Source organism: Flavobacterium cupriresistens, from assembly GCF_020911925.1.
GTDB lineage: Bacteria > Bacteroidota > Bacteroidia > Flavobacteriales > Flavobacteriaceae > Flavobacterium > Flavobacterium cupriresistens.
The window spans coordinates 2,979,755-3,003,611 of the sequence record NZ_CP087134.1; the positions used below are offsets into that span (position 1 = coordinate 2,979,755).

Annotated in this window: 20 protein-coding genes; 13 read left to right on the forward strand and 7 right to left on the reverse strand. The window is 35.2% G+C overall.

What is annotated here, in order from left to right:
• The first annotated feature begins 62 nt into the window (after positions 1-62).
• The 9 genes from LNP23_RS12715 (at position 63) to LNP23_RS12755 (ending at position 15,116) form a co-directional block, all read left to right on the forward strand.
• Complete coding sequence (locus tag LNP23_RS12715) at positions 63-2,864, forward strand: triple tyrosine motif-containing protein (protein ID WP_230001417.1); 2,802 nt, start codon at positions 63-65, stop codon at positions 2,862-2,864.
• A gap of 241 nt (positions 2,865-3,105) precedes the next feature.
• Positions 3,106-6,180, forward strand: a complete 3,075-nt coding sequence (locus LNP23_RS12720) for a SusC/RagA family TonB-linked outer membrane protein (protein WP_230001419.1) — start codon at positions 3,106-3,108, stop codon at positions 6,178-6,180.
• 11 nt (positions 6,181-6,191) lie between these two features.
• Positions 6,192-7,691 carry a RagB/SusD family nutrient uptake outer membrane protein gene (locus tag LNP23_RS12725; RefSeq protein ID WP_230001426.1) on the forward strand — a complete coding sequence of 500 codons (1,500 nt, stop codon included), beginning with the start codon at positions 6,192-6,194 and terminating at the stop codon, positions 7,689-7,691.
• A gap of 12 nt (positions 7,692-7,703) precedes the next feature.
• Positions 7,704-9,317 (forward strand): PKD domain-containing protein, encoded by a 1,614-nt coding sequence (locus LNP23_RS12730; RefSeq protein ID WP_230001428.1) that lies wholly within the window; start codon positions 7,704-7,706, stop codon positions 9,315-9,317.
• 56 nt (positions 9,318-9,373) lie between these two features.
• Positions 9,374-11,029 (forward strand): glycoside hydrolase family 16 protein, encoded by a 1,656-nt coding sequence (locus LNP23_RS12735; protein ID WP_230001430.1) that lies wholly within the window; start codon positions 9,374-9,376, stop codon positions 11,027-11,029.
• A 124-nt stretch (positions 11,030-11,153) separates the two neighbouring features.
• Positions 11,154-11,912, forward strand: a complete 759-nt coding sequence (locus LNP23_RS12740; RefSeq protein WP_230001432.1) for a glycoside hydrolase family 16 protein — start codon at positions 11,154-11,156, stop codon at positions 11,910-11,912.
• Positions 11,913-12,243: 331 nt separating this feature from the next.
• On the forward strand, positions 12,244-12,828 hold the full coding sequence (locus tag LNP23_RS12745; RefSeq protein WP_047778768.1) for an RNA polymerase sigma factor: 585 nt from the start codon (positions 12,244-12,246) through the stop codon (positions 12,826-12,828).
• Between the two features lie 52 nt (positions 12,829-12,880).
• On the forward strand, positions 12,881-13,024 hold the full coding sequence (locus LNP23_RS12750) for a hypothetical protein (protein WP_165579396.1): 144 nt from the start codon (positions 12,881-12,883) through the stop codon (positions 13,022-13,024).
• A 1,030-nt stretch (positions 13,025-14,054) separates the two neighbouring features.
• Positions 14,055-15,116: a tetratricopeptide repeat protein gene (locus LNP23_RS12755; protein WP_047778767.1), complete on the forward strand. Its 1,062-nt coding sequence runs from the start codon at positions 14,055-14,057 to the stop codon at positions 15,114-15,116.
• A gap of 340 nt (positions 15,117-15,456) precedes the next feature.
• Here LNP23_RS12755 and LNP23_RS12760 read toward each other — a convergent pair whose 3' ends face one another.
• Positions 15,457-16,116, reverse strand: a complete 660-nt coding sequence (locus LNP23_RS12760; RefSeq protein WP_047778765.1) for an endonuclease III domain-containing protein — start codon at positions 16,114-16,116, stop codon at positions 15,457-15,459.
• 188 nt (positions 16,117-16,304) lie between these two features.
• Between LNP23_RS12760 and bcp the strand changes: the two genes are divergently transcribed.
• Positions 16,305-16,757 carry a thioredoxin-dependent thiol peroxidase gene (gene bcp, locus LNP23_RS12765; protein ID WP_230001434.1) on the forward strand — a complete coding sequence of 151 codons (453 nt, stop codon included), beginning with the start codon at positions 16,305-16,307 and terminating at the stop codon, positions 16,755-16,757.
• 145 nt (positions 16,758-16,902) lie between these two features.
• On the opposite strand, the gene LNP23_RS12770 is transcribed toward bcp, so the two are convergent.
• Positions 16,903-18,363 carry a TonB-dependent receptor gene (locus LNP23_RS12770; protein WP_047778763.1) on the reverse strand — a complete coding sequence of 487 codons (1,461 nt, stop codon included), beginning with the start codon at positions 18,361-18,363 and terminating at the stop codon, positions 16,903-16,905.
• Positions 18,364-18,453: 90 nt separating this feature from the next.
• Here LNP23_RS12770 and LNP23_RS12775 point away from each other — a divergent pair, with 90 nt between their 5' ends.
• The 3 genes from LNP23_RS12775 to LNP23_RS12785 are packed head-to-tail and all read left to right on the forward strand — an operon-like array spanning position 18,454 to position 20,208.
• On the forward strand, positions 18,454-19,218 hold the full coding sequence (locus LNP23_RS12775; protein WP_047778762.1) for an MBL fold metallo-hydrolase: 765 nt from the start codon (positions 18,454-18,456) through the stop codon (positions 19,216-19,218).
• A gap of 12 nt (positions 19,219-19,230) precedes the next feature.
• The gene (locus LNP23_RS12780; protein WP_047778761.1) at positions 19,231-19,734 is read left to right on the forward strand and encodes a hypothetical protein; all 504 of its coding nucleotides are present in this window, start codon (positions 19,231-19,233) and stop codon (positions 19,732-19,734) included.
• Positions 19,735-19,779: 45 nt separating this feature from the next.
• Complete coding sequence (locus tag LNP23_RS12785; protein WP_230001436.1) at positions 19,780-20,208, forward strand: hypothetical protein; 429 nt, start codon at positions 19,780-19,782, stop codon at positions 20,206-20,208.
• A 142-nt stretch (positions 20,209-20,350) separates the two neighbouring features.
• Here LNP23_RS12785 and LNP23_RS12790 read toward each other — a convergent pair whose 3' ends face one another.
• From LNP23_RS12790 to LNP23_RS12810, 5 genes are all read right to left on the reverse strand, one after another.
• Entirely contained in the window at positions 20,351-20,920 is a 570-nt protein-coding gene (locus LNP23_RS12790; protein WP_230001438.1) for a cysteine hydrolase family protein, read from the reverse strand.
• Between the two features lie 11 nt (positions 20,921-20,931).
• Entirely contained in the window at positions 20,932-21,321 is a 390-nt protein-coding gene (locus tag LNP23_RS12795; protein WP_230001440.1) for a DUF5071 domain-containing protein, read from the reverse strand.
• Between the two features lie 46 nt (positions 21,322-21,367).
• A complete protein-coding gene (locus tag LNP23_RS12800; protein ID WP_230001442.1) occupies positions 21,368-22,012 on the reverse strand; it encodes an alpha/beta hydrolase in 645 nt (214 codons plus the stop codon).
• A 150-nt stretch (positions 22,013-22,162) separates the two neighbouring features.
• Entirely contained in the window at positions 22,163-22,489 is a 327-nt protein-coding gene (locus LNP23_RS12805) for a hypothetical protein (protein WP_047778756.1), read from the reverse strand.
• A 5-nt stretch (positions 22,490-22,494) separates the two neighbouring features.
• On the reverse strand, positions 22,495-23,751 hold the full coding sequence (locus LNP23_RS12810) for a dihydroorotase (RefSeq protein WP_230001444.1): 1,257 nt from the start codon (positions 23,749-23,751) through the stop codon (positions 22,495-22,497).
• Positions 23,752-23,857 lie beyond the last annotated feature (106 nt).

Below are 23,857 nucleotides of genomic sequence, written 5' to 3' on the forward strand. Positions count from 1 at the left end.
TGTATCAGTATAAAATAAGCTATTTTAGAGCAGTTTTTATAGTAAATTAATACCATTCCAGTTTGAAATCAAAATTACATCTGCTATTTGTTTTGGTCAGCTTTACGGTGTTTTCGCAAGAGCTGCCGCCAATTGTAAAATATCCGCCCATCGTTTATGGTGCCGGAAATCAAAGTTGGATGATCTCTCAGAACGAGCAAAATTACCTGTATTTTGCCAACAACGAGGGCCTTCTGGAGTTTAATGGTACCAATTGGAAATTATATCCGACGCCAAACGAAACCATAATGCGTTCTGTAAAAGTAATCGACAATAAGATCTACACAGGTTGTTATATGAATTTTGGCTATTGGACAAGACAGCCAAACGGAAAATTGACGTATACTTCGTTAAGTGATACCATTAAATCAAAAATTCTGGACGACGAACAGTTTTGGAACATTCTAAAATACGATCAATGGATTTTGTTTCAGTCTTTAAACAGAATTTATATTTACGATACAAAAACAAAAAACTTCAAAATCATTTCGCCTGAGAAAGGGGTTATAAAATCGTTCAGTAACAAAAATTCGATTTATTATCAAACCGCAAACGAAGGTCTTTTTGAAATTGAAGCCGGAAAAGGAAAACTAATTTCAGATCATCCCGTTTTTAAAAAATATACTATTGTTAATGTTTTTACACTTGATGATGGTTTATTAGTTCAAACCCAATTAGACGGATTTTATAAGCTAAGCGGAACTGCATTAACACCATTTAAAACCGCTGTAGATGCAGATTTGAAATCAAGTTTTGTGTACAGCAGTCAGCGTTTACAAGATGGAGGATATGCTTTAGGGACCGTTTCAAATGGGATTTATATTCTGTCAAAAGAAGGGCAATTAAGATACCATATTTCGCAAAGTAAAGGTTTGAGCAACAATACCGCCCTGTCTTTGTTTGAAGATAAAGATCAAAATGTATGGGTGGGTCTTGATAATGGAATTAATTGTATCAATCTGCAAACACCGGTACATAATTTTACAGACGATACCGGAGTTTTGGGAACCGTATATGCATCGATTACCTATAACGGAATGTTGTATGTAGGTACCAATCAGGGATTGTTTTGTAAAAAATACCAAAGCAATGGAGATTTTCAGTTTATAAGCGGAACAAAAGGACAAGTTTGGTCGCTGTTTGTTTATGATAATACGCTTTTTTGTGGGCACGATTCCGGGACTTTTATCGTGGCGAATACCTCAGCAAGAACTATTTTCTCCGGTTCAGGAACCTGGAAATTTGAATCCGTTCCGAATGCGAAAAACCAGTTAATACAAGGGAATTATTACGGAATTTCGGTTTTAGAAAAAGTAGGGGATCAATGGCAGTTTAGAAATAAGATTCAGGGATTTGATTATTCTTCCCGTTATTTCGAAATAACAAATAATCTGGAGGTTTATGTTAGCCACGAGTACAAGGGGATTTTTAGGTTTAAACTGGACAAAAGCCTTTTAAAAGCAAAAGAATTCTATGCCTATTCAGCTCCAAAAAAAGGAAAAAATGCAAGTTTAATAAAATTCAATAATTCGATTTATTATGCTTATAAAGGAGGGATTTTTAAATTGAATCCTACCACAAAACAATTTGAAAAAGAGAAAGTACTAAGTTCTATTTTTGAAAAGGACGAATATACTTCCGGTAAATTAATTGTAGATAATTCCAACAGAATATGGCTTTTCTCTAAAAACTACATTCATTACTTCTCTGCCAGCAAACTTAGCAATCAGTTAAAACAAAACATAATTCCGATTCCGTCCTCTCTGACCAATTCGATGTTGGGTTTTGAGAATATTACACAAATTTCAAAATCAACTTATTTAATCGGAACTACTGATGGCTATTATATGCTGGATATTGATGATTTAAGTTTTAAAAACTATACCGTCTTGATTTCGGAAATTTCAATTAATAAGCAAAATCAAACGCTGAAGGATGTTGTGCTCAATGAAGAAGGACGTTTTAAATCGAATGAAAATAACATCACCTTAAACTACACCGTTCCCGAGTACAACAAATACATCAACACAGAGTATCAATATTTACTCGAAGGATTTCAAAACGATTGGAGCGAATGGAGTACAAAATCGTCGGTTAATTTTAAAAATCTGGCGCCGGGCAAATATACATTCAAATTAAAAGCTAAATACGCCAATACAATTTTGCAGAATACAGCGGTTTATACTTTTGTGGTTTTAAAACCTTGGTATTTAACCTATCTGGCTTACTTTATTTATTTCCTGTTAATCCTTATTCTGGCCTATTTTGTGAACAAAACCTATCGTAATTTTTACCGAAAACAAGAAGAGAAGTTAATCGAAGAAAACAATCTTTTGCTGGAGATAAAAGAGCTGGAAAATGAGCAGCAACTCATGAAGTTAAGAAACGAACAGTTGTCGCAAGATGTCGATACTAAAAACAGAGAGCTGGCCGTTTCGACTATGAGTTTGAATAGTAAAAATGAACTTTTGGCTTTTATCAAAGAAGATTTAAAGAAAACAGCTCAGGACGATACTAAAAACATCAAATCGGTGATCAGAACCATAAACGATAACATTACCGAAGAGGATTCGTGGAAGGTTTTTAAAGAAGCATTTGATAGTGCCGATAAAGATTTTCTAAAGCGAATTAAGCTTTTACATCCCTTATTAACACCCAACGATTTGCGCCTTTGTGCTTATTTACGATTGAATCTTTCTTCAAAAGAAATCGCTCCCTTGTTTAATATCTCCGTTCGAAGTGTGGAGATAAAAAGATATCGTTTACGCAAAAAAATGGATTTACAGCACGAAAATGGCTTAGTAGAGTACATTCTGGCTGTATAGGAAACCCAAGAGCGCCCCAAAACACCTATACATCACCACAACATTAACGTTTTGTTGTGCATTTTCGATGTAAATGTTAAAAAAATTAACATTTGTAATTTACAGTTAAATAAGGGTTTGTTTTATGATATCTTAAAAATTAGTCTTATTTTTTTATGATGTATGTTTTTTGTTGAGGTTAATTTTGGGTTATTGTTAAAAGGATGCGATAAATTTAACTTTCAATAAAAACTAACTAATTATGAAATCTAAATTATTACTAATGGTATTGTTACTGTTTACATCTTTTGCATTCTCGCAGACTTTTGATGTGACCGGAACAGTACTGGATGGATCAGGTTTATCATTACCTGGTGTGAATGTAAAAGTTAAAAGTTCATCACAAAGTACAACCACAGACTTTGATGGATCTTTTAAGCTCTCAGGTGTTCCAAAAGGGACTATAATTGTTTTAAGTTATATTGGTTTTCGGACGCAGGAAGTTGCGGTTACGGGACCTAAAATAACCGTGAAATTGAGTGAGGATGCCAGATCACTGGACGAAGTTGTTGTGATTGGTTATGGTAGCCAGAAAAAGAGAGAAGTAACGGGAGCAGTAGCGGTTCTGGACAGTAAAACACTTGATATTTTAAAACCAGCAAGAATCGAACAAGCTTTACAAGGAACTATTTCGGGAGTAAATGTGACCACACAATCAGGTTCGCCGGGAGCTCCGTTGGATATCCGTATTCGTGGTATTGCTACTAATGGACAAAATTCACCTACCGTAATTATTGACGGTTATGTCGGCGATTTAGGAATTTTAAACCCAAACGATATTGAAACTATTACCGTTTTAAAAGATGCTCAGGCCGCCATTTACGGGACGATTGGAGCAAACGGAATTATTTTAGTAACGACCAAAATGGGAAAGAAAAATTCTAAAACCAAAATTTCTTTCAACAGTTACACCGGATTTCAGGAAACATCCAGAAAAATACAAATGTTGAATGCCACAGAATATGCTTTATTGTTAAACGAAAGTTATACCAATGGAGGAAAACCGGTTCTTTACCCGAACGTAAGCGGTTTAGGCAAAGGAACCAATTGGCAGGATGAGGTTTTTAAAACAGGAGTGCCTATTCTCAATAGCGATTTGACTATTTCGGGAGGTTCAGAAAAAATTACGTATTCTGTAAGTGGTTCTCACTTAGATCAGGAAGGTATAGTAGGAGGTGATAAATCAGGTTTTTTAAGAAATACAGCTAGAATAGCCCTTAGTGCTGATTTAAGCGAAAAATTCAAATTAAGAACCAATGTTATTTATACGTATTTCACCAGAAAAACATTAAATGAAAATGGATTAGGATCGGTTTTGTTTAATGCCTTAAACGTGCCTGCAACGATGACTCCTTACGATGCTAATGGTGAACTTACCAAAGTGCCTATAGCCGGATTTGGAAACGAAATTATAAATCCATTAGCACAAATTGAAAATACTTATAATGACTATAATTATAAAAAAATCAATGGAAATTTTGGCTTGGATTATAAAATTTTTAAAGGATTTACGTTATCGTCTTCTATAGGTTTTAATACCTCTAACAGTGAATCAAAAACTTTTGCGAAAAAACTTTTGTACTGGATTAATCCTAGTGATAAAGTATTTGACGTATTGAGAAGTTCGGTTAATCAGGGTGCAACGAATGACAATGACTATTCATTTGACCTTTTTGGAACTTATACGACTAAAATTGCAGAACATCATAACATAGTCGCTACAATAGGTAATACCATCTACAAACAATGGGGAAACAGTTTTAATGCTACCGGTTTTGATGTTCCGAACAATTCCTGGGAGTATGCCGACATTAGTTTAACAAGAGGAGTGCCGGTCGCGGTCAATACAGCCGGATATGTGTACGATCAAAGAAGGCTTTCTTATTTTGGAAGAGTGCAATACGACTACAAAGGAAAATACTTGTTTTCGGCTATGATCAGACGTGATGCCTCTACTAAGTTTGGTCCGGGCAACAAAGTAGGTTATTTTCCCTCTCTTACCGCAGGATGGGTGATCTCTGACGAAAATTTCTTTGGCAAATCTGAAACATTTAATTTTTTAAAGTTCAGAGCCAGTTATGGTACGCTGGGGAATGATCAAATTCCAAATTACGGCTATATCTCTCTATTAAATGGTGAAGCGACCTATGTGTTTGGAGGTTCTTTGGCCAGTGGTCAAGCAACAGGACAAGTGCCAAATCCTGATTTAAAATGGGAAGAGGCGAAAAAATTTGATGCAGGTTTAGATTTAAAACTCTTTAATGACAAAGTTTCCATCGTTGCCGATTACTTTATTGATACGAGAAAAGATTTGTTGATTCCCAATGTCCCTGTTTCAGGAATTAATGGTACCGGAGCACCTGGTGCAAGTCCGCCAACAGTGAACGCGGGTACCGTTAGAAATTCCGGGTTTGAATTTTCAATAGATTATAAAGAAAAATTTTCTAATTCGTTTTCATTAAGTGTGGGGTACAACGTGACGTTTTTGAAAAACGAAGTGCTGGAAGTAAACAATGGTACCGGATTTATTCCCGGAGGAGCCTTTGGAGTAGGGCAATTGGCGCCTTCCCGTATGGAAGTAGGTAAACCAATTGGCTATTTTTATGGCTATAAAACCGATGGGATTTTTCAGAATCAGGCAGAAGTTGCAGCGCATCCTTCTCAATTAGCGTTGGGAGCCAATGCGGCGCCGGGAGATCTTCGTTTTGTTGATGTAAACGGTGATGGAAAAATTGATACTCAGGATAAAACAAATATTGGAGACCCAATTCCTGAAGCCACAATGGGATTCAATTTACAACTGAATTATAAAAATGTAGATTTTGCGCTCTTTACTTTTGCCTCTGTCGGAAATGACATGGTAAGAAACTACGAAAGAACCGTTACAAACGCCAATCGTTTAAATTATGTTTTAGACCGCTGGACCGGAGAAGGAACCAGTAATTCGACACCAAGAGTTACAACAGGAGCTACGGCAAACAATGTTTTCTCCGATTATTTTGTTGAAGATGCTTCTTATCTGAGAATTCAAAATATACAGATAGGATATTCACTTGACCCGAAAGTAACGCTGAAGGCCGGAATAACAAAACTAAGACTGTATGCAGGAGTAAATAATCTGTACACTTTTACAAAGTACAAAGGTTTTGATCCCGGAGCTTCCTTTGGACCTCAAAATAGAGATGGAGTATCACAATCTCCTATTGGAGCCGGAATCGATTATGGATTCTATCCCGTTCCAAGAACCTATTTGTTAGGCTTAAACATTAATTTTTAATTTTTATTAAAATGAAAAAATATTTTTTTACAACAATAGTAATGGTAACACTGTTTTCAGCCGTAACGATTTCCTGTTCGGATGATTTTGTTGATCCCACTCCGCCATATTCCATCGACTCTGAGAATTATTTCAATTCAAAGGCCGATTACGATCAGGCTTTGATCGGAGCTTACGATTTACTTCAAGCCACATATGTAAATGTTTTATTGGGTGAAATTGCATCAGACAATACACTTTGTGGAGGAGAAAGCCCAACAGATGTAATTGGTTTTCAGCAAATAGATGATATGATTCATACACCGACAAACAGTAACCTTAAAGATGTATGGGACTGGATGTTTGCAGGTGTTCAAAGAGCTAATTATATACTTGAATTTCAAAATAAAATAGATTTTGAAGGTAAAACACAACTTATAGCGGAGACCCGTTTTCTTAGAGCCTACTACCAATTTGAATTAGTGAAATGGTTTGGTGGTATTCCGATGAAAGGCGACGCGAGGTTTAAAATTGGAGATGAAACTAAGATACCACGTTCATCAGTAGCAGAAGTTTATGCTGCTATTGAAGGCGATTTGATTTTCGCGGCAGCTAATTTATCTCCAATACCTTCACAAAAAGGAAGAGTTACAAAAGGTGCTGCTCAGGCATTGCTTGGTAAAGTGTATTTGTACCAAAATAAATTTGTTCCGGCTGCGAATATTTTACAAACTGTAATTACTACGGGAGGTTATTCCTTACTACCTAATTACAATGAAATATTTGAAGCAGAGCAAGAAAACGGAAATGAATCTGTTTTTGAAGTTCAATATACCGATGTTGAAGGAGCAGCTTTTACCTGTTTACAATGTAGTGAAGGAAACGTTGCCGTAGGTTTTAGCGGAGTAAGAGGTTATGACGGACCGCTTTACACATCAGGTTTTAGTTTTAATCTTCCAACGCAGGAAAGTGCAAATGCATTTGCGGCAGGAGACAAACGCAAAGAGGTTGCTATTTTGGATATTAATGCGTGGGCTTTGGCAAATGCAAGTTATGATGGTGGTAACGGAATTAAATTCGGAAAAGGGAATGAAGACACCGGTTTCTTTAACAGAAAATACATTCCAAGAAAAAGAAGTACCAATTCTCAGGGAGATTTGAACCTGACAAATCCAAATAATTACAGAGCCATTCGTTATGCAGATGTTTTATTGATGGCAGCAGAAGCCTACAACAGAGGCGCAATCGACGATGGCAAAGCAAAAGAATACCTGAATCAAGTCAGAAGACGTGCTTTTGGAGACAACAATCATGATGTAAATCTTACAGGAGCTTCTTTGACGGATGTGATTTTGAATGAAAGAAGAGTAGAACTTTTCGGAGAAGGACACCGTTTCTTTGATTTAGTAAGAACCGGAAAAGCAGCTGGAACCATACCTGGTTTTAAAGCAAATAAAAACGAATTATTTCCGCTGCCGATTGAAGAAATTCAATTTGCTAATGGAAACTGGCCTCAAAATCAGGGTTATTAAAAAAAAGTAATTATGAAAAAAATACATTTTATTATAAGTCTTTTCGTTTTAGCCACACTTATAGGTTGTGCAAACGATGACGGTGGTACTATTGATTTAGATAGCGTTAGTGCGCCGGCAAATATTTCGGCTTTGACGACCGTAACGCAGGATAATACCGGTAAAGTAACTTTTGTTCCTAAAGGTGAAGGTGCAACGCAGTACAAAATCAATTTTGGGGATGGTAGCGCCGAATCGGCTTATGTAGCTCCCGGAGAAGGAATCGTACATACCTATGCTGAAGGTGTGTATCAAGCTAAAATCACTGCAATGGGAATCAACGGAAAAATAACCACAGTAGACAAAGAAGTGGTAGTTTCTTTCAGAGCTCCCGAAAATTTAGTGGTTCTTATTACAAATGATATCGCTATCTCAAAAAAAGTAACCGTTAAGGCAACAGCCGATTTTGCTTTGTTCTACGATGTTTATTTTGGAGAAGCAGGAAAACCGGACCCTGTTTCGGCAAACAATGGAGATCCTGTTTCCTATACCTATCAGCAAGCGGGAGTTTATACGATACGAGTTGTTTCAAAAAGTGCTGCAATTCAGACTACAGAAAAAACGCAGCAGTTTGAAGCCATCCTTATTCTAAACCCGACAGCATCAGCGCCAACGCCTCCAAACAGACAAGCCGGAGATGTAATTTCGATTTATGGGTCTAAATATACAAACCTTGCCGGAGTCAATTATTTCCCGGATTGGGGACAAGCAAGCCAAGGTAGTAGTTGGAGTGAGTTTGATCTGAATGGTGATAAAATGCTGAATTATATCAAGCTGAGTTACCAAGGGATTGCATTAGCGGAGGGGACTTCTATAGATGTTTCCGGTATGGATTACATTCACATGGATGTTTGGACAGCTGATGTAGAGAAAATTGAAACTTCTTTAATCAATACAGCAAGTAAAGAAAGACCGGTTGTGAAAAATCTTACTGCAAATCAATGGACTAGTATAGACATTCCGATTTCGGCTTTTACAAGCCAGGATGGATTCATCGTGACCAATATTTTTCAATTGAAATTGGTTGGAACACCTTGGGCACAAGGAACGGTTTTTATAGATAATATTTATTTTTATAAAGAAGGTACGAGTTTAACCCCAGCTCCAACACCAACAAAAGCAGCCGGAGACGTTATTTCATTGTTTAGTGATGCGTATACCAATATACCAATGAGTACCTGGAGAACTTCATGGTCAAGTGCTGTATTGGAGGAGACCGCCATTAGCGGAAATGCAGTAAAAAAATACGCAGATTTAGATTTCGTAGGTGTTGAACCTGTTGCACCAATTGATGCCACTGCAATGACACATTTTCACGTAGACGTATGGTCTTCTGATTTTACAGAATTTAGAATAAAACTAGTCGATTTTGGAGTAAATGGCGTTTACAACGGAGCAGGAAGTGATGATGTTGAACACGAAATTAAGTTTACGGCGCCCGTACAGGGAGGCTGGGTGAGTCTGGATATTCCTCTCAGTGACTTTACAGGATTAACTACGCGAGGACATATTGCACAGTTGATCTATTCAGGAAAGCCTGCCGGAAGTCATACTGTTTATATTGATAACGTTTATTTTCATAAATAGAAAGTAAGTCTTATTGATTCATTTAAAGTGAATTTACATTTTATAAAAAAATCGAAATGAAAAAATATATTAAATACTTCGTGTTCCTTTTTGCAATACTGGCAATGAGTTGTCAAAAAGAAGATTATGCGTTTGGGGCAATAGACACGCCAACAAATCTTAAGATAACCGCTGAGATAGTAGGTAAGACGGCCGAGATGCCTTATGGTGACGGATCAGGAAAAGTTAATTTTAAAGCCACTGCAGATAAGGTTATTTCGTATAAATACGTATTTAGTGATGGTGGCTCGGAAAATTCGCCGAATGGAATTTCTGAAAAGAGATTTAATACCACAGGAATTAATAAATACACGGTTACTGTTATTGCTTATGGAAGAGGTGGTGTCGCAACCAATATAACAATGGAGGTTGAGGTTTTTAGTGATTTCAAAGACGAGCAAGCCGTACAGTTCTTAACAGCAGGAACTTCTAAAAAATGGTATTGGGCCGCGGCAGAAGTAGGGCATTTGGGTGTAGGTCCAAATGATGACAATGTCGATAAAAACTGGATTCCGGATTACTACAAAGCCACTCCTTTTGAAAAAGCAGGCTCGCCAACGAGCAGCTGTTTATACGAAAACGTATTGACTTTCTCTTTAGTAGATGGACAATTAAAATATCAGTTAGACAATGGCGGAGCTACATTCTTTAATGCTGCTTTCGAAGCCATCGGTGGCGGAAGTTCCGGTTCTGATGCTTGTTTGGCATACGATGCGAGCGGAATTAAATCGGTTTTACTAGGTCCGTCAGAATCAGTAGTGATGAAAAACCCAAAACATGCCGAGCAAACCAGAGGAACGATGTTGAATTTCTCTGATGGAGGTTTTATGGGGTACTATATTGGACAAAGTTCTTACGAGATTTTATCAATAACCGAAAACAGAATGACGGTTAGAGCCGTAATGGGAGGCAACACAGCATTGGCTTGGTATCATACCTTTACCACAACACCGCCCAATCAAAATCCAACTACAGATTACACCAATTTAGTTTGGTTTGATGAGTTTAATACGGATGGAGCACCGGATCCTTCCAAATGGGTCTATGACTTAGGAAATGGCGATAACGGATGGGGAAATAGCGAAAAACAAAATTATACCAATGCCGCATCAAATGTAGTAGTACAAGGAGGAAACTTAAAAATCACTGCAAAAAAAGAAGCCTCAGGTGGATTCAATTATTCTTCTGCACGTTTAAAATCGGAAGGAAAATTTGATTTTACGTATGGTAAAGTTGAGGTTCGCGCCAAACTTCCAATAGGAGGAGGAACCTGGCCCGCCATCTGGATGCTGGGTGCCAATTATGCTACAAATGCATGGCCGGCATGTGGCGAGATAGATATTATGGAACATGTTGGAAACAGTCAAAACTTGATACACGGAACACTCCATTATCCGGGACGTTCCGGAGGAAATGCGAATACAGGTTCTAAAACCATTCCTAATGTATCCACAGAGTTCCATGTATATAAAGCGATTTGGTCACCTGCATCGGTAAAAATTTACGTTGACACAGAGTTGATTCACTCTGTTCCGAATGATGCCACTTTGCCATTCAATAAGGATTTCTTTCTGATTTTGAATGTTGCGATGGGAGGAACCTTCGGAGGTGCGATTGATTCTGCCTTTACACAGTCGGCTATGGAGATTGATTATGTGAGAGTGTATCAATAGGGTATCAATAAAGTAATTCGTTGGATGTGATTTAAAACAGCAACAACGAGTTGAGTAGTAAGAATAAAAGAAGAAGGTCAGTTGCAGGCTGACCTTCTTAATTGTAGAAATTTAAAACGTACGTATGAAGAAAATAATCGTGTTGGTATTAATGAGCAGCTTTTGTTTTGCACAGCAGACAAACAGAAAACTCATCTGGGAAGAAAATTTTAACAAAAAGAAAATAAACGAGACCTTTTGGAATTTTGAACTGGGAGACGGCTGTCCGGATTTGTGTGGTTATGGTAATAATGAAAGACAGATTTATACCAAGACAAACCACGAAATAAAAGACGGAAATCTGATTATTGAAGCTAGAAAAGAAGGAAATAAGTACACGTCTACTAAAATTACAACCAAAAGAAAAAAAGAATTTAAATATGGCAGGATAGAAGCGAGAGCAAAATTGCCTGTAGGTCACGGTTTATGGCCGGCATTTTGGATGTTGGGCGCTAATATTGATGAGGTAAAATGGCCAAAAACAGGCGAAATTGATATTTTAGAATACATCGGAAGAGATCCTCATATGGTGTATACAACCCTGCATACACAAGACAGTCACGGGAATACAATCAATACCAAAAGAACAGAATTTCCTAATATTGAAGAAGGGTTCCATGTATACGCAATAGAATGGTCTAAAGATAAAATTGATTTTTTTGTAGACACTACTTTAGTTTATACTTTTGATCCTAAGGTAAAAGATGAAAATACCTGGCCTTTTGATAAGCCCTTTTATATAATTGTTAATTTAGCGATCGGAGGTAACTTTGGAGGGCCTGAGGTTGATGATAGTATATTGCCTCAAAAGTACTATATCGATTATATTCGTGTTTATCAATAGCAATATAAGTACTATAAATAGTACAAAAAAATGAAGGATAACTTGTTTGTACTGAATGTTTTAACTTGTTATTCTTCATTTTAAATTGTTAAAGAAGTCGCTGTTATTTGGTGATTTTAAGCACTTTGCACCTAAAAATTACTTTTAATTTGCAATAGTGCCCTTTTTATTATTAATTAATTGTCGTTCTAATTTGCTTTTTAGAATAATAATTTGTTAAATTTGAACAGAATATTAACATAACTCACAAAAAAAGATCCGCCTATTACATAAAATTACTTTTTAGAAAAAATTACTCCAAATTTTAAACAGAAACTAAAAAAGTAGTATTATGGTTGATCTGCATATTCCAGACGCTCTATTAGTAAAAAACTATATCGAAGGCAACGAAACTGCCTTGGCGACACTAATAAAAAGACACGAATCTAAGATATATGGTTTTATATATTCGAAGATTGCTGATAGAGATATTTCAAATGATATTTTTCAAGATACTTTTATTAAGGTAATCAAAACCCTTAAAAGTAATTCCTATAATGAAGAAGGAAAATTTCTGCCTTGGGTAATGCGTATTTCGCATAACTTAATTGTAGATCATTTTCGTAAAACCAAAAAAATGCCCATGTACAGAGAAACAGAAGAGTTTTCTATCTTCTCTGTAATGTCGGACAACTCTTTGACAATCGAAAACAAAATGATCTTTGATCAGGTTGAGGTGGATTTGAAAAAGATAATCGAAGAGCTTCCTGAAGATCAAAAAGAGGTTTTGGTAATGCGCATGTATCAAGACATGAGTTTTAAAGAAATTTCAGAACTTACAGGGGTAAGCATCAATACCGCATTAGGAAGAATGCGTTATGCATTAATGAATTTGAGAAAAATAATTGACAAACATCAAATTATTTTAACCAACTAATACTATTTTGAGTATTAGTTCGTTATACTATAAAACAAATCATTTTAATAGTATGGCGAAAATTTACTCTAAAAAAGCGTTAGCTTCTAAAGACCTAAAACCTAGAAAAGAAGTTGTTTCTTTTTTATTAAGCTATTCACAAGCACTTTCTGTTGTGAAAGTGGAAGGCAAAAGTTTTGAGATAATAGCGAATTAAACTGCCCGGTACTTTTAACGGGATATATTTTAAAAAGAAAAACCAACTGGTCGTTTGGTTGAAAGCTCACTATAGGTATGTAAGTACAGCTAGTGAGTTTTTCTGTTTGTTTCAGGTTTCGAGTTTCAAGTTTCAAGTTTTTGGAAACCGCAAAACTTGAATTAGTTTTACCTGTAGAAAGAATAAGCCGATTAATGGGTGATCTTTTTGCCACGAATTATACCAATTGTCACGAATTGTTTTTTTTGCCACAGATTAAAATGATTTACACAGATTATTTAATCATTTTAATCTGTAGCAAAACAAAAACAAGCAACGGATTAAATAATTTTATCATTCCCAACAAAAAAACAAAGGTTTGTTAAAACCAATAAGCCTGTCACTCTGAGCGAAGTCGAAGAGCACTCTGAGCAAAGCCGAAGAGCTCCCATAAACTCCACAATTTTAAAGTTTGATCCATTTGTCTTTTTAAAAAGTGCAAAATATTCAAATAGGATCAAAAATGTAATTCAAGACTATTCTTATAGTAAAATACTTTCTTATAATTAGTAAATCATAAGTTATTACTTATTTTACCTAAAATGTTATATTTTAGTTAAAAAATTGCCTGTATTTTATTTGTGCATTCAGTTTTTAATTTTATTTTAGTTAAAAATAAATTCTTTTTAATAATTTATTGATTAAAAAATATTTATAGCTTAAATATTGTTAAAATGATATTTTTTCTGTAATTATGATAAAGAAGTAATGTGATATGTTTAACCTGTAAAATGCTCAGTATGATAAAAAACTACCCTTTTTAATTTTTCAGTTTGATACACTTTTAAATCCACGAGAGGATATTAAAAGAAAGACACAATTTTGTTTAAAAGAAAGCCACTGGACATTGATAAACCTTCGTTTTGTCTGGAATCATAAAGGATATTTTGTTTAAAATATTCTAATGGTAATTTTTTAAGCTGGCTTACTGCTAAAAATTGGTCGCAAAATTAGGCCCAAAATCTATTTTAAAAATCAAACTTAATCTCCAATGAAAATAAAATTTATAATAGTATCCATACTACTGGTAAATGTTGGTGCGTATGCACAAAATGCACAAATAAAAGAAGCCCAATCTATTTTTGAAAAAGGTAATTCCCAAGATGCGATTACGATTTTGAATAAAACAGAGTATCTTATTCTTAACGCATCCGATGAAGACAAATCTGATTTTTACTTTTTAAAAGGAAATGTATTAAAGGATTTAGCGACCAAAAATATAGATGCAGCCAATAACTTCACTCTGGCCTCGCAAGCCTATCAGGATGTTTTGTTATACGAAAACGAATCCGGTAAATACAAATCCAGTATAAAAGCGAATGCCGCATTAAAACAAATGAAATCGAATCTCGTTAACGGCGCGATGAATGATTTTAAAACTGGTAATTTCAAAGAAAGTGCAAAAAAGAGTTACGAGGTTTATTTGTTTGATAAAAAAGATACTTTGAACTTATATAACGCGGCCGCAGCTTCTATAAACGGAGAAGATTATGACTTAGCCATAAAATATTATGAACAGTTAAAAAAGATTAAGTTTTCAGGAAAAGGAATCCTTTATTTCGCTACAAATAAAAAAACAAAAGAAGAAGATACTTTTATCTCACCGAAAGCAAGAGAATCAGCTATTCAGGCCGGGCTTTACGAAAAACCAAGAACGGAGTCTATTCCATCCAAGAAAACAGAAGTCAATAAGAATTTAGCTTATGCCTATCTGGAAAAAAAGGATTTCGCCAAAGCAGAAGTAATCTATAATAATGTTTTGGAGTTAGATCCTAACAATATAGATGCGTATATCAATTTGGCATATTTGAAATTAGAATTGAAAAAGGTATTGGCAGACGAGATTGCGACTTTAGGTACCAGCGCAGCAGAAATGCAAAAGTATGACAAACTAAATGCTAAAAAAGATGATATAACCAGAAGTGCTATACCATATCTTAAAAAAGCACTTCTTATTGAACCTAAAAATACGTCCGTTACAAAAACACTTTTGGGAGTTTATAAATCACTTGATATGACCAATGAGTATAATTCTTTGAAAGGAGGGATGTAGAGAGGGAATAAGTTTGAAGGTTTAAAGGTATAAAGAGGTAAAGGTTTTAAAATAGGTATCGGTATTTGTTATAAGGGGAATTAAATTCCAAATGGCAAAATCCATGTTTATTTTAAAACCTTTACGCTAACCTTTACTTTAAAAATTAAATGCAAGGCTCACAAAGATTTTCTTTTTCACGCAGATTTAGCAGATTAGGCAGATCTTCTTTAACTCTTGAAAAAAAATCTGCGCAATCTGCTAAATCTGCGTGAAAAAAAATTAGGTATAAAATTAGATAGGAGTCGTAATGCTATAATTAAACTTTGCGAACCTTGCGAAACCCTCGCGAACTTAGCGGTTAAACTTGTAATTTTTTATTCATCTCCTCAATAATAGACTTTTTCCCAATGGTTCGGGTGATAATATCTTTTTCTAAACTCCAGCCGCGGGCAGGGGAGTACTCACGTCCGTACCAAATAATCTGAAGATGCAGATCATTCCATATTTCTCTTGGAAATAATCTTTTGGCATCTTTTTCAGTTTGAACTACATTTTTCCCATTAGTAAGGTTCCATCTGTACATCAATCGGTGTATGTGTGTGTCAACCGGAAATGCCGGAACTCCAAAAGCTTGAGACATGACAACACTTGCTGTTTTATGACCAACAGCCGGCAATTCTTCAAGTGCTTCAAAGCTTTGCGGAACTTTTCCGTCATGTTTGTCAATTAATATATGTGATAAACCATGAATTCCTTTCGATTTCATTGGCGATAATCCACAAGGACGGATGATTTCTTTGATTTCTTCCACCGACATTTTAATCATGTCATACGGATTATCCGCTTTTGCAAAAAGTAAAGGCGTAATTTGATTCACCCGCACATCTGTACATTGCGCTGACAGTAAAACAGCAATCAATAAAGTATAAGGATCTTTGTGATCAAGAGGAATTGGTATAGTAGGATAGAGTTCTTTTAACGTATTTATAACAAATTGTACGCGAGCTTCTTTATTCATTTCCGTAATTTTAGTCCCGTAAAAATAGCATAATTTTATTAGTGAAATGTGTATAGTGAAATGTAAAATGCGTATTCTGACAAGTTAAAATTAATAAAATTGAAAATTTCAGATCTTACAAACATATTTCACATCAAACATTTGGCATTTCACATTTTCACAGAACGATAGTAAACAATAAACAAGATATGACAACACTACAAAAAGGAGATAAAGCGCCGCAATTTTCGGGAACAGATCAGGATGGAAAAGTGCATAAATTGGCGGATTATGCGGGTAAGAAATTAGTGGTTTTCTTTTATCCTAAAGCTAGTACACCGGGTTGTACGGCAGAAGCTTGTGATTTAAGAGATAATTTTGAGCGTTTTAAAGCCAATAATTATGAACTTTTAGGTGTAAGTGCAGACAGTCAGAAAGCACAAGGGAAATTTAAAGATAAATATGAATTTCCTTTTCCGCTAATTGCCGACGAAGATAAATCGGTAATCAATGCTTTTGGTGTTTGGGGACCTAAAAAATTCATGGGAAGAGAGTATGATGGAATCCACAGAACTACTTTTGTAATAGACGAAAACGGTATCATCGACGAGGTAATCGAAAAAGTAAAAACAAAAGAACACGCAGCGCAGATTTTGAAATAAGTACCCAGTCTCAGTATTCAGTCTCAGTCTCAGCGTTTAGTATAAAACTGAGACTGAAAACTGCGACTGAAAACTGAGTACTGCGACTGAATACTAAAAAAAAATCCCCTTAAAAAGAATGAATTTCTTCTAAGGGGATTTTTTTTTAATTCGTCTGATTCAGCTCTTTCTCCGGATGGTAACCAAAAAGATGGTGTTCTTTTATGATTTCGGCGATACCTGGAGGTAACATATGTTCCCAGCCGGTTTTTCCCTGATTGATCATTTTTAGAACCTCGCGAGAGAAAACTTCCAAATTATGTGGATCGTAACCAACGACATCAACCACTTTTCCGTTGAATTTAAAGAATTTGTACAATTCTTTCATTCGTGGATGTACTTTTAAGTTCGTTGAATTCATTAGAGTCCCATTTTCATCTAACATCGGATATAAGAATACTTTCATATCTCGGTAGAATAATTTTCCGAAAGCTTCAAGGATTCCACCACTTAAATGACGGTAATATTTCTCATCAAAAATATCAACTAAATTGTTAACACCCATTGCCAGTCCCATACGTGCTTTGGTATAGTTTGCAAAATATTCAACAACCTTATAATATTCCTGGAAATTTGAAATCATAACAGTCTGACCTAGCGAACAAAGTAATTCGGCTCTGTCCATAAAGTCACGCTCGTCAATTTCACCATCTGAACGTAAATTCGAAAGTGTGATTTCAAAAACCACCAAAGTATTGTCTTTGTCAACTTTGTTTTCTTCGAGAAACATTTTTAATGACTTCTCATACATGTCCATGTTAACTTTTGTAACGGGACGAAAACTTCCTCTTAAAGCTAAAAGGTTCTTTTTGTATAAAATAGCAGCTGGTAAGATGTTTTTTCCTTCAGGATTGAACATTACCGCATCAGTCATTCCGTTTTTAACCAATTGTAAACTCATCAAACGATTGTCAACATCAGCAAAACGAGGTCCTGAGAAGTTAATCGTGTCAATTTCTAATTGATCTTTGTCTAAGTGATCGTATAAATAACGAAGTAATCGTTTTGGATCATTGTATTTGTAAAAAGCACCGTAGATTAAGTTTACCCCTAAAATACCAAGTGTTTCCTGTTGTAGTCTGGCATCGGTTTCTTTAAAACGAATGTGTAGAATGATTTCGTTGTAAGCTTCGTCCGGCTCAATTTGATATCGGATTCCAACCCAACCATGACCTTTAAATTGTTTTGCAAAATCAATAGTTGCAACGGTATTCGCATAACTAAAGAAAAGTTTGTTTGGATGTTTTTCACGGCTCAAACGCTCTTCAATAAGCTCTCCTTCAAAAGTCAGCATTTTTTTCAGACGGTTTTCCGTCACATATCTTCCATCACTTTCAATTCCGTAAACCGCATCACTAAAATCTTTGTCATAGGCAGACATTGCTTTTGCAATTGTTCCCGATGAACCTCCGGATCTGAAAAAGTGTCTAACGGTTTCTTGTCCAGCACCGATTTCAGCAAATGTCCCGTAAATATTCTCGTTTAAATTAATGCGTAAAGCTTTGTCTTTTATAGAAGGAATCTGTTCGATGACCTTGTCACCTTTGAGTTTTATTTCTGTACCCATTTTATTTTAAATAGATTTGTTACAAAGTTAGCAAATTAGGCTTCTAATGAAAGAGAAATAATCCTATTTTTGTAAAAAAAATAAGTTCAATTGAAGATCAATTTTTTAGGTACCGGCACTTCTCAAGGCATCCCAATTATTGGGGTTGATCATCCTGTTTGTAAAAGCACTGATGCTAAGGATAAAAGACTTCGAGTGTCCATTTGGATCACTTGGGGTGAACATTCGTATGTGGTAGATTGCGGACCTGATTTCAGGCAACAAATGCTTACTTGCGGCTGCAGAAAACTGGATGCAATCCTATTTACACACGAACATGCGGATCACACTGCGGGATTGGACGACATTCGTCCGTTTAATTTTAGGCAAGGCGAAATTCCGGTTTATGCGCATCAACGTGTTATAGACAATTTAAGACGTCGTTTTGAGTACGTTTTTGAAACCGTAAACAAATATCCCGGCGCTCCAAGTGTCAGAACTATTGAAGTAAAAAACAATGAACCTTTTGCCATTGGAGATAAAATGGCAATTCCGGTAAATGTAATGCACGGTGATTTACAGGTTTTTGGCTATCGAATCGATGATTTTGCTTATCTGACCGATGTAAAGACGATAGAAGATGTTGAAATACAGAAACTTAAAAATCTGAAAGTTTTGGTGGTGAATGCTTTGCGCGTTGAACCGCATGACACCCATTTTAACTTACAGGAAGCTTTAGATTTTATTGATTTAGTAAAACCTGAAGTGGCTTATTTGACGCATATCAGTCATGTTTTAGGTTTTCACGAAGAAGTGCAAAAACTACTGCCTAAAAACGTTTTTCTGGCTTACGATAATTTAGAAATTACAATTTAATTATATTACAAAATGAAAAAATCCTTAATGCTTTATCTTTTTATCCTGGCGATATTAATGAATGTTTTTACTTATATGTTTTATAGTCGCGAAGTGAAATTTGAGCAGGAAAGATACGAGAAGACTACTAAAAAGCTCAGAGACAGTATCAGTTTGGTTTCGACAAAACTATCTGAATCAGATTATTTTTCTTTAGAGCGTAACGAAAATGCCCAAAACTACTTTGATAACAGTGCTACAGGTGGAAAAATTATTCAATACGAAAAACTGATTCCGGTTGTAACTGAAAAATTATTAGACCTGAATTCGAATCCAAATGGGAATCCTTATACAGGACAGGATAAAATTGAAGGTAAAAAGTTTATCATCAATAAAATTAAAATCCTGAATCACAGATGGATTATCGCTGATTATAGTAATGGTGAATTATGGGGAGAAGTCTTATTAAAGTACTTTGTTAATACTGACGAAAGTATTACATTTGAAGTAAATCAATCTTTGTTGTATCAAAAATAAAGAATGATAATGCTTTGATATGTAGTAATTTAAAACAATGAAATTATGAAAAAACTATTTTTATTCGCAGTTATTATCACACTTTCTTTTTCTTGCAATAAGAAAGTTGCTCAGGAAGCTAAACCAGTGCAAGAAGAACCAAAACCAAGAGTGGTTGGTGGCGATAGTGATGCTCATGGATGTAAAGGCTCTGCCGGTTATACCTGGTCAATTGTTAAGAAAGAATGTGTACGTCTTTTTGAAGTCGGAACACAGTTGGCTCACGCCGAAGACGGAAAAACATATTCGACAGTTGCCTACGTAATTTTTGAAGGAGATAAAGCAGAGCTTTTTCTGGACAATACAGAAAACGAAACCATTATCTTAGAAAGAAAATCAGAAGGTGATTCCTGGACAAAAGGCGATTATGAGCTAATTCCATGGAAAGGATATGTTCTTAAAAAAGCAGGTAAAATTATTTATACAGGGATATAGGTTTGGAAATTCCAAATTTTTGAAATTCCAAATTCCAAATTTGTAAAATGTGGGATGTGAAAAAGTGAGATGTAAGATGGTGAATGCCAAATTATATCTCACTTTTTTATTAGGTGCATCAAACTTCACATTTCACATAAATCTAAACGATTTGTTGGATAAAAGCACTTGTTACCACTTGTGCAAACTCTTCGTTTAAACTTGCTAATGCGGTTTGATGAATTATTTCTGCTGAGAAATCTTCTCCGTTAATACCTTTTTTATTGAATGTTGCTGTTGCGTCCGAAACTAAATAAACGGAATAACCGAAGTTTCCGGCCATTCTCGTTGTTGTAGAAACGCAATGATCGGTTGTTAGACCAACAATAACAAGGTTTTCTATTTTTGCAGTATCGAGTAACTCTTTTAAGTTAGTTCCGATAAAAGCGCTGTTTACATTCTTTTTGATGACGGTTTCGCCTTCAAGTGGTTTTACAACATCCTGAAATTCATTTCCCGGACTTGTCTCATTCAAAATTGAATTTGGATTAGAGGAACAATGTTGTACGTGAAAAATCGGTAAGTTTTTAGCTCTCCAGATTCCTAAAAGTTCGCCGGCTTTTTGTTCTGCAGTTACATTATTTCGGTCTCCTCCCCAATAAGCAATATCATCGAATCCTTTCTGAATATCAATTAAAATTAATGCCAGGTTATTAAGTTTTGTGCTACTCATATTTTGAAGTTTTAATTCCAATTTCGAACTTTTATTATATCATTTGCTACTTTATCAACTTCTTCAGCGATTTCATTTTCAGTAGGATTTATTGCAATTCTGATAATTTCATCACGAATTGATTTATTATTCGTGATTTCTCCAAAAATTAAAATAGTCCAATATTTCCAAACTTCGTCATTTGTTTTTAGAATTTGCAGAATTTCAAAAGTGATATTTTCATGGATACTAGCTAAATATTCTGAAATAGGTTTTGCTACGGACCAATTACAATCTTGAATCCACTCCAATAATTCTGGAACAATTGATTTTATTTCTAAGTAGGAGTAGTTCTTTAAATTTTCAGCTCTTTCAATATCAAATTTATCTTTCGGAATTAAATTTTCAATGTTCTTATCCATTTTTATTTCCATTTAATTTTTAAATACTGAAAACTGCGACTGTAAACTACTCCACCAACCAATTCTTAAAATCAAAGAAATTCTGAGGCGCCACACCGTGACCAACAGGATATTCTTTATAAACAGCAGGAATATGTAATTTTTCTAAAATTGCCGGAGTTTTTCTCGCCCAGTCAATTGGGATAACCTGATCTACAGTTCCGTGAGAAGCAAATATTTTCAGGTTTTTGAAGTCGTTTTGCTCGTAACCTTCTTTTATGATTTCGTCATTAAAATAACCGCTCATCGCAACTACTTTCTGAATCTTTTCCGGATAAGAAAGTGCCACTGCATAACTTAAAATCGACCCCTGACTGAAACCAATTAAAGTAACATTATTAGCGTCAATAGGATATGTAGCTACCAATTCATCAACAAAAGTAGCGATTAAATCACGAGAGGTTTTCGCCTGTTCGTTATCTGAAAATTTGTTCTGATCTGCATCAAAATTTATAGCGTACCAAGCATAAGCGCCATATTGTATGTCATAAGGTGCTCTGGCCGAAATAATGTAATAATGATCCGGTAATTCGGTTGCAAACGAAAACAAATCCGCTTCGTTGCTGCCATAACCATGTAATAAAAGTAAAACAGGATTTTTATCTAAAATAACTTTTGGTTCTTGTATTTTATATTCTAAAGATAGATTCATTTTTTTTTAAGGTTCTAAGAGACTAAGATTCTGAGGCTCTAAGTTTTTAATTGTGAAATGTAAGTTTTTGGTTTTCGGCTTCAACTTTGACAAAGTTTTAAACTTTAACAAAGATTGGAATTTGGAATTTAAAAAGTTTGGGATTTAAACTTAAGAGATACTTTTAAACCATTTCTGGAAAAGCTCACCAACCAAAGGAATTGGTTTTGTATGTCCCTGAATAGCACTGAAAATGCCATAAGACCATAGAACAGAAATACAAATCCACATTGGGAAAGTGATAAAAAAGCTGTCAAAGTTGCTGATAATCGCTCCAAACGAAATAAAAGCTAAAGACAATCCCAAAGCCTGACGAATATGAAAAGAAGCAAAACTATTTTTATTTTCCGAGTTCATAGACATGGCAATTAGTACACCAACGATTAAAATATAGCTGGTAATTGCGGCCGTTTTTCCCTCTTCGATTGAATTATTCATTGTAATTATTTTGTGATAACGAGTTGATTTTGATTTAAAATGCCATAAACAGTACCTTTTGTTTCAGTTCCTAAGAAGGCAGAATTTTTTGATTTTGAAAGGATGTTTTCTTTTGTGAAAGTTGAGTTGCCTTCAGGAGAAAAGAAGGTGAAATTGGCTTTAGAACCTTCCGCAATCGAATTATTTTCGATTCCAAAAACAGCTTTTCCAAGAGTTAGTTTCTCGATAACAGTTTCCAAAGGTAGAACAGTAAGTAAAGCTCCGAAAGCACTTTCAAGTCCAATAGTACCATTTTTAGCCGTATCAAATTCCATTTTTTTAAATTCAATATCAATCGGATTATGGTCAGAAGTAATCATGTCAATAGTTCCGTCAAGAACAGCATTTACAAGAGCAACTCTGTCGCTTTCAGTTCTCAAGGGTGGCGTAACTTTATAACGGGTGTCAAAACCTTCCAGTTTTTCATCGTTTAAAACCAAATGATGAACAGAAGCGCTGCAAGTCACGTTAAGACCTTTAGCTTTGGCTTCTTTAATCAGGGCAGCCGATTTTGCTGTAGAAACAGTTGGAATATGTAATTTTCCACCGGTATATTCCAGTAAAAACAGATTTCTTGAAATTTGTAATTCTTCGGCTAAATTCGGGATTCCTTTCAATCCTAATTTGGTAGAAATGATTCCTTCATTTACAACACCAGTCCCTTTTAAGTTAACATCTTGCGAATACGCTACTACCAAACCATCAAAATCCTGTACATATTGTAAAGCGATTTTAAGCAAATTGGCATTGTCTAAACTTTTGTTGTAATCTCCAAAAGCCACGGCACCCGATTTTTTCATATCAAACAATTCTGCCATATCTTTTCCTTCACTGGCTTTGGTTAAAGCACCAATAGGGAAAAGTTCTGTAGCAAAACCATGGGCTTTACTTTTTACAAAATTAATTTGCGATTGATTGTCAATAATTGGAAAGGAGTTCGGTTGTAAGGCTACACCCGTAAAACCACTTTTGGCAGCAACAGTTAACCCGTTTGCAATGGTTTCTCTGTCTTCGTAACCAGGTTCTCCAAAAGAAACACTGCTGTCGAACCAGCCTTGTGAAAGATGCAGGTTATCAAATTTTACTTCTTTAGCCTCTGTAGATTCAGGAAGTGAAGCTCCTATTTTTTCTATAATACCATCTGCAATTAAAAGATCAACGGTCTGGTTGTGAAACGGACTTTTGGAGTCGATAATTTTGGCGCTTCTGATGATTATTTTCATATGTAGATAAATTTATTTTGTACTGAAATCGTTTTTTAACCATTCTATTTGTCATTTCGACGAAGGAGAAATCGCATTCAATATTCCATGTAGTGTATTCTCAGTG

Coding starts and splice junctions, on each gene's coding strand:
- LNP23_RS12720 (WP_230001419.1), top strand. CDS start 3,106: ATGAAATCTAAATTATTACTAATGGTATTGTTACTGTTTACATCTTTT.
- LNP23_RS12725 (WP_230001426.1), top strand. CDS start 6,192: ATGAAAAAATATTTTTTTACAACAATAGTAATGGTAACACTGTTTTCA.
- LNP23_RS12730 (WP_230001428.1), top strand. CDS start 7,704: ATGAAAAAAATACATTTTATTATAAGTCTTTTCGTTTTAGCCACACTT.
- LNP23_RS12735 (WP_230001430.1), top strand. CDS start 9,374: ATGAAAAAATATATTAAATACTTCGTGTTCCTTTTTGCAATACTGGCA.
- LNP23_RS12740 (WP_230001432.1), top strand. CDS start 11,154: ATGAAGAAAATAATCGTGTTGGTATTAATGAGCAGCTTTTGTTTTGCA.
- LNP23_RS12745 (WP_047778768.1), top strand. CDS start 12,244: ATGGTTGATCTGCATATTCCAGACGCTCTATTAGTAAAAAACTATATC.
- LNP23_RS12750 (WP_165579396.1), top strand. CDS start 12,881: ATGGCGAAAATTTACTCTAAAAAAGCGTTAGCTTCTAAAGACCTAAAA.
- LNP23_RS12755 (WP_047778767.1), top strand. CDS start 14,055: ATGAAAATAAAATTTATAATAGTATCCATACTACTGGTAAATGTTGGT.
- LNP23_RS12760 (WP_047778765.1), bottom strand. CDS start 16,116: ATGAATAAAGAAGCTCGCGTACAATTTGTTATAAATACGTTAAAAGAA.
- bcp (WP_230001434.1), top strand. CDS start 16,305: ATGACAACACTACAAAAAGGAGATAAAGCGCCGCAATTTTCGGGAACA.
- LNP23_RS12770 (WP_047778763.1), bottom strand. CDS start 18,363: ATGGGTACAGAAATAAAACTCAAAGGTGACAAGGTCATCGAACAGATT.
- LNP23_RS12780 (WP_047778761.1), top strand. CDS start 19,231: ATGAAAAAATCCTTAATGCTTTATCTTTTTATCCTGGCGATATTAATG.
- LNP23_RS12785 (WP_230001436.1), top strand. CDS start 19,780: ATGAAAAAACTATTTTTATTCGCAGTTATTATCACACTTTCTTTTTCT.
- LNP23_RS12790 (WP_230001438.1), bottom strand. CDS start 20,920: ATGAGTAGCACAAAACTTAATAACCTGGCATTAATTTTAATTGATATT.
- LNP23_RS12795 (WP_230001440.1), bottom strand. CDS start 21,321: ATGGATAAGAACATTGAAAATTTAATTCCGAAAGATAAATTTGATATT.
- LNP23_RS12800 (WP_230001442.1), bottom strand. CDS start 22,012: ATGAATCTATCTTTAGAATATAAAATACAAGAACCAAAAGTTATTTTA.
- LNP23_RS12805 (WP_047778756.1), bottom strand. CDS start 22,489: ATGAATAATTCAATCGAAGAGGGAAAAACGGCCGCAATTACCAGCTAT.
- LNP23_RS12810 (WP_230001444.1), bottom strand. CDS start 23,751: ATGAAAATAATCATCAGAAGCGCCAAAATTATCGACTCCAAAAGTCCG.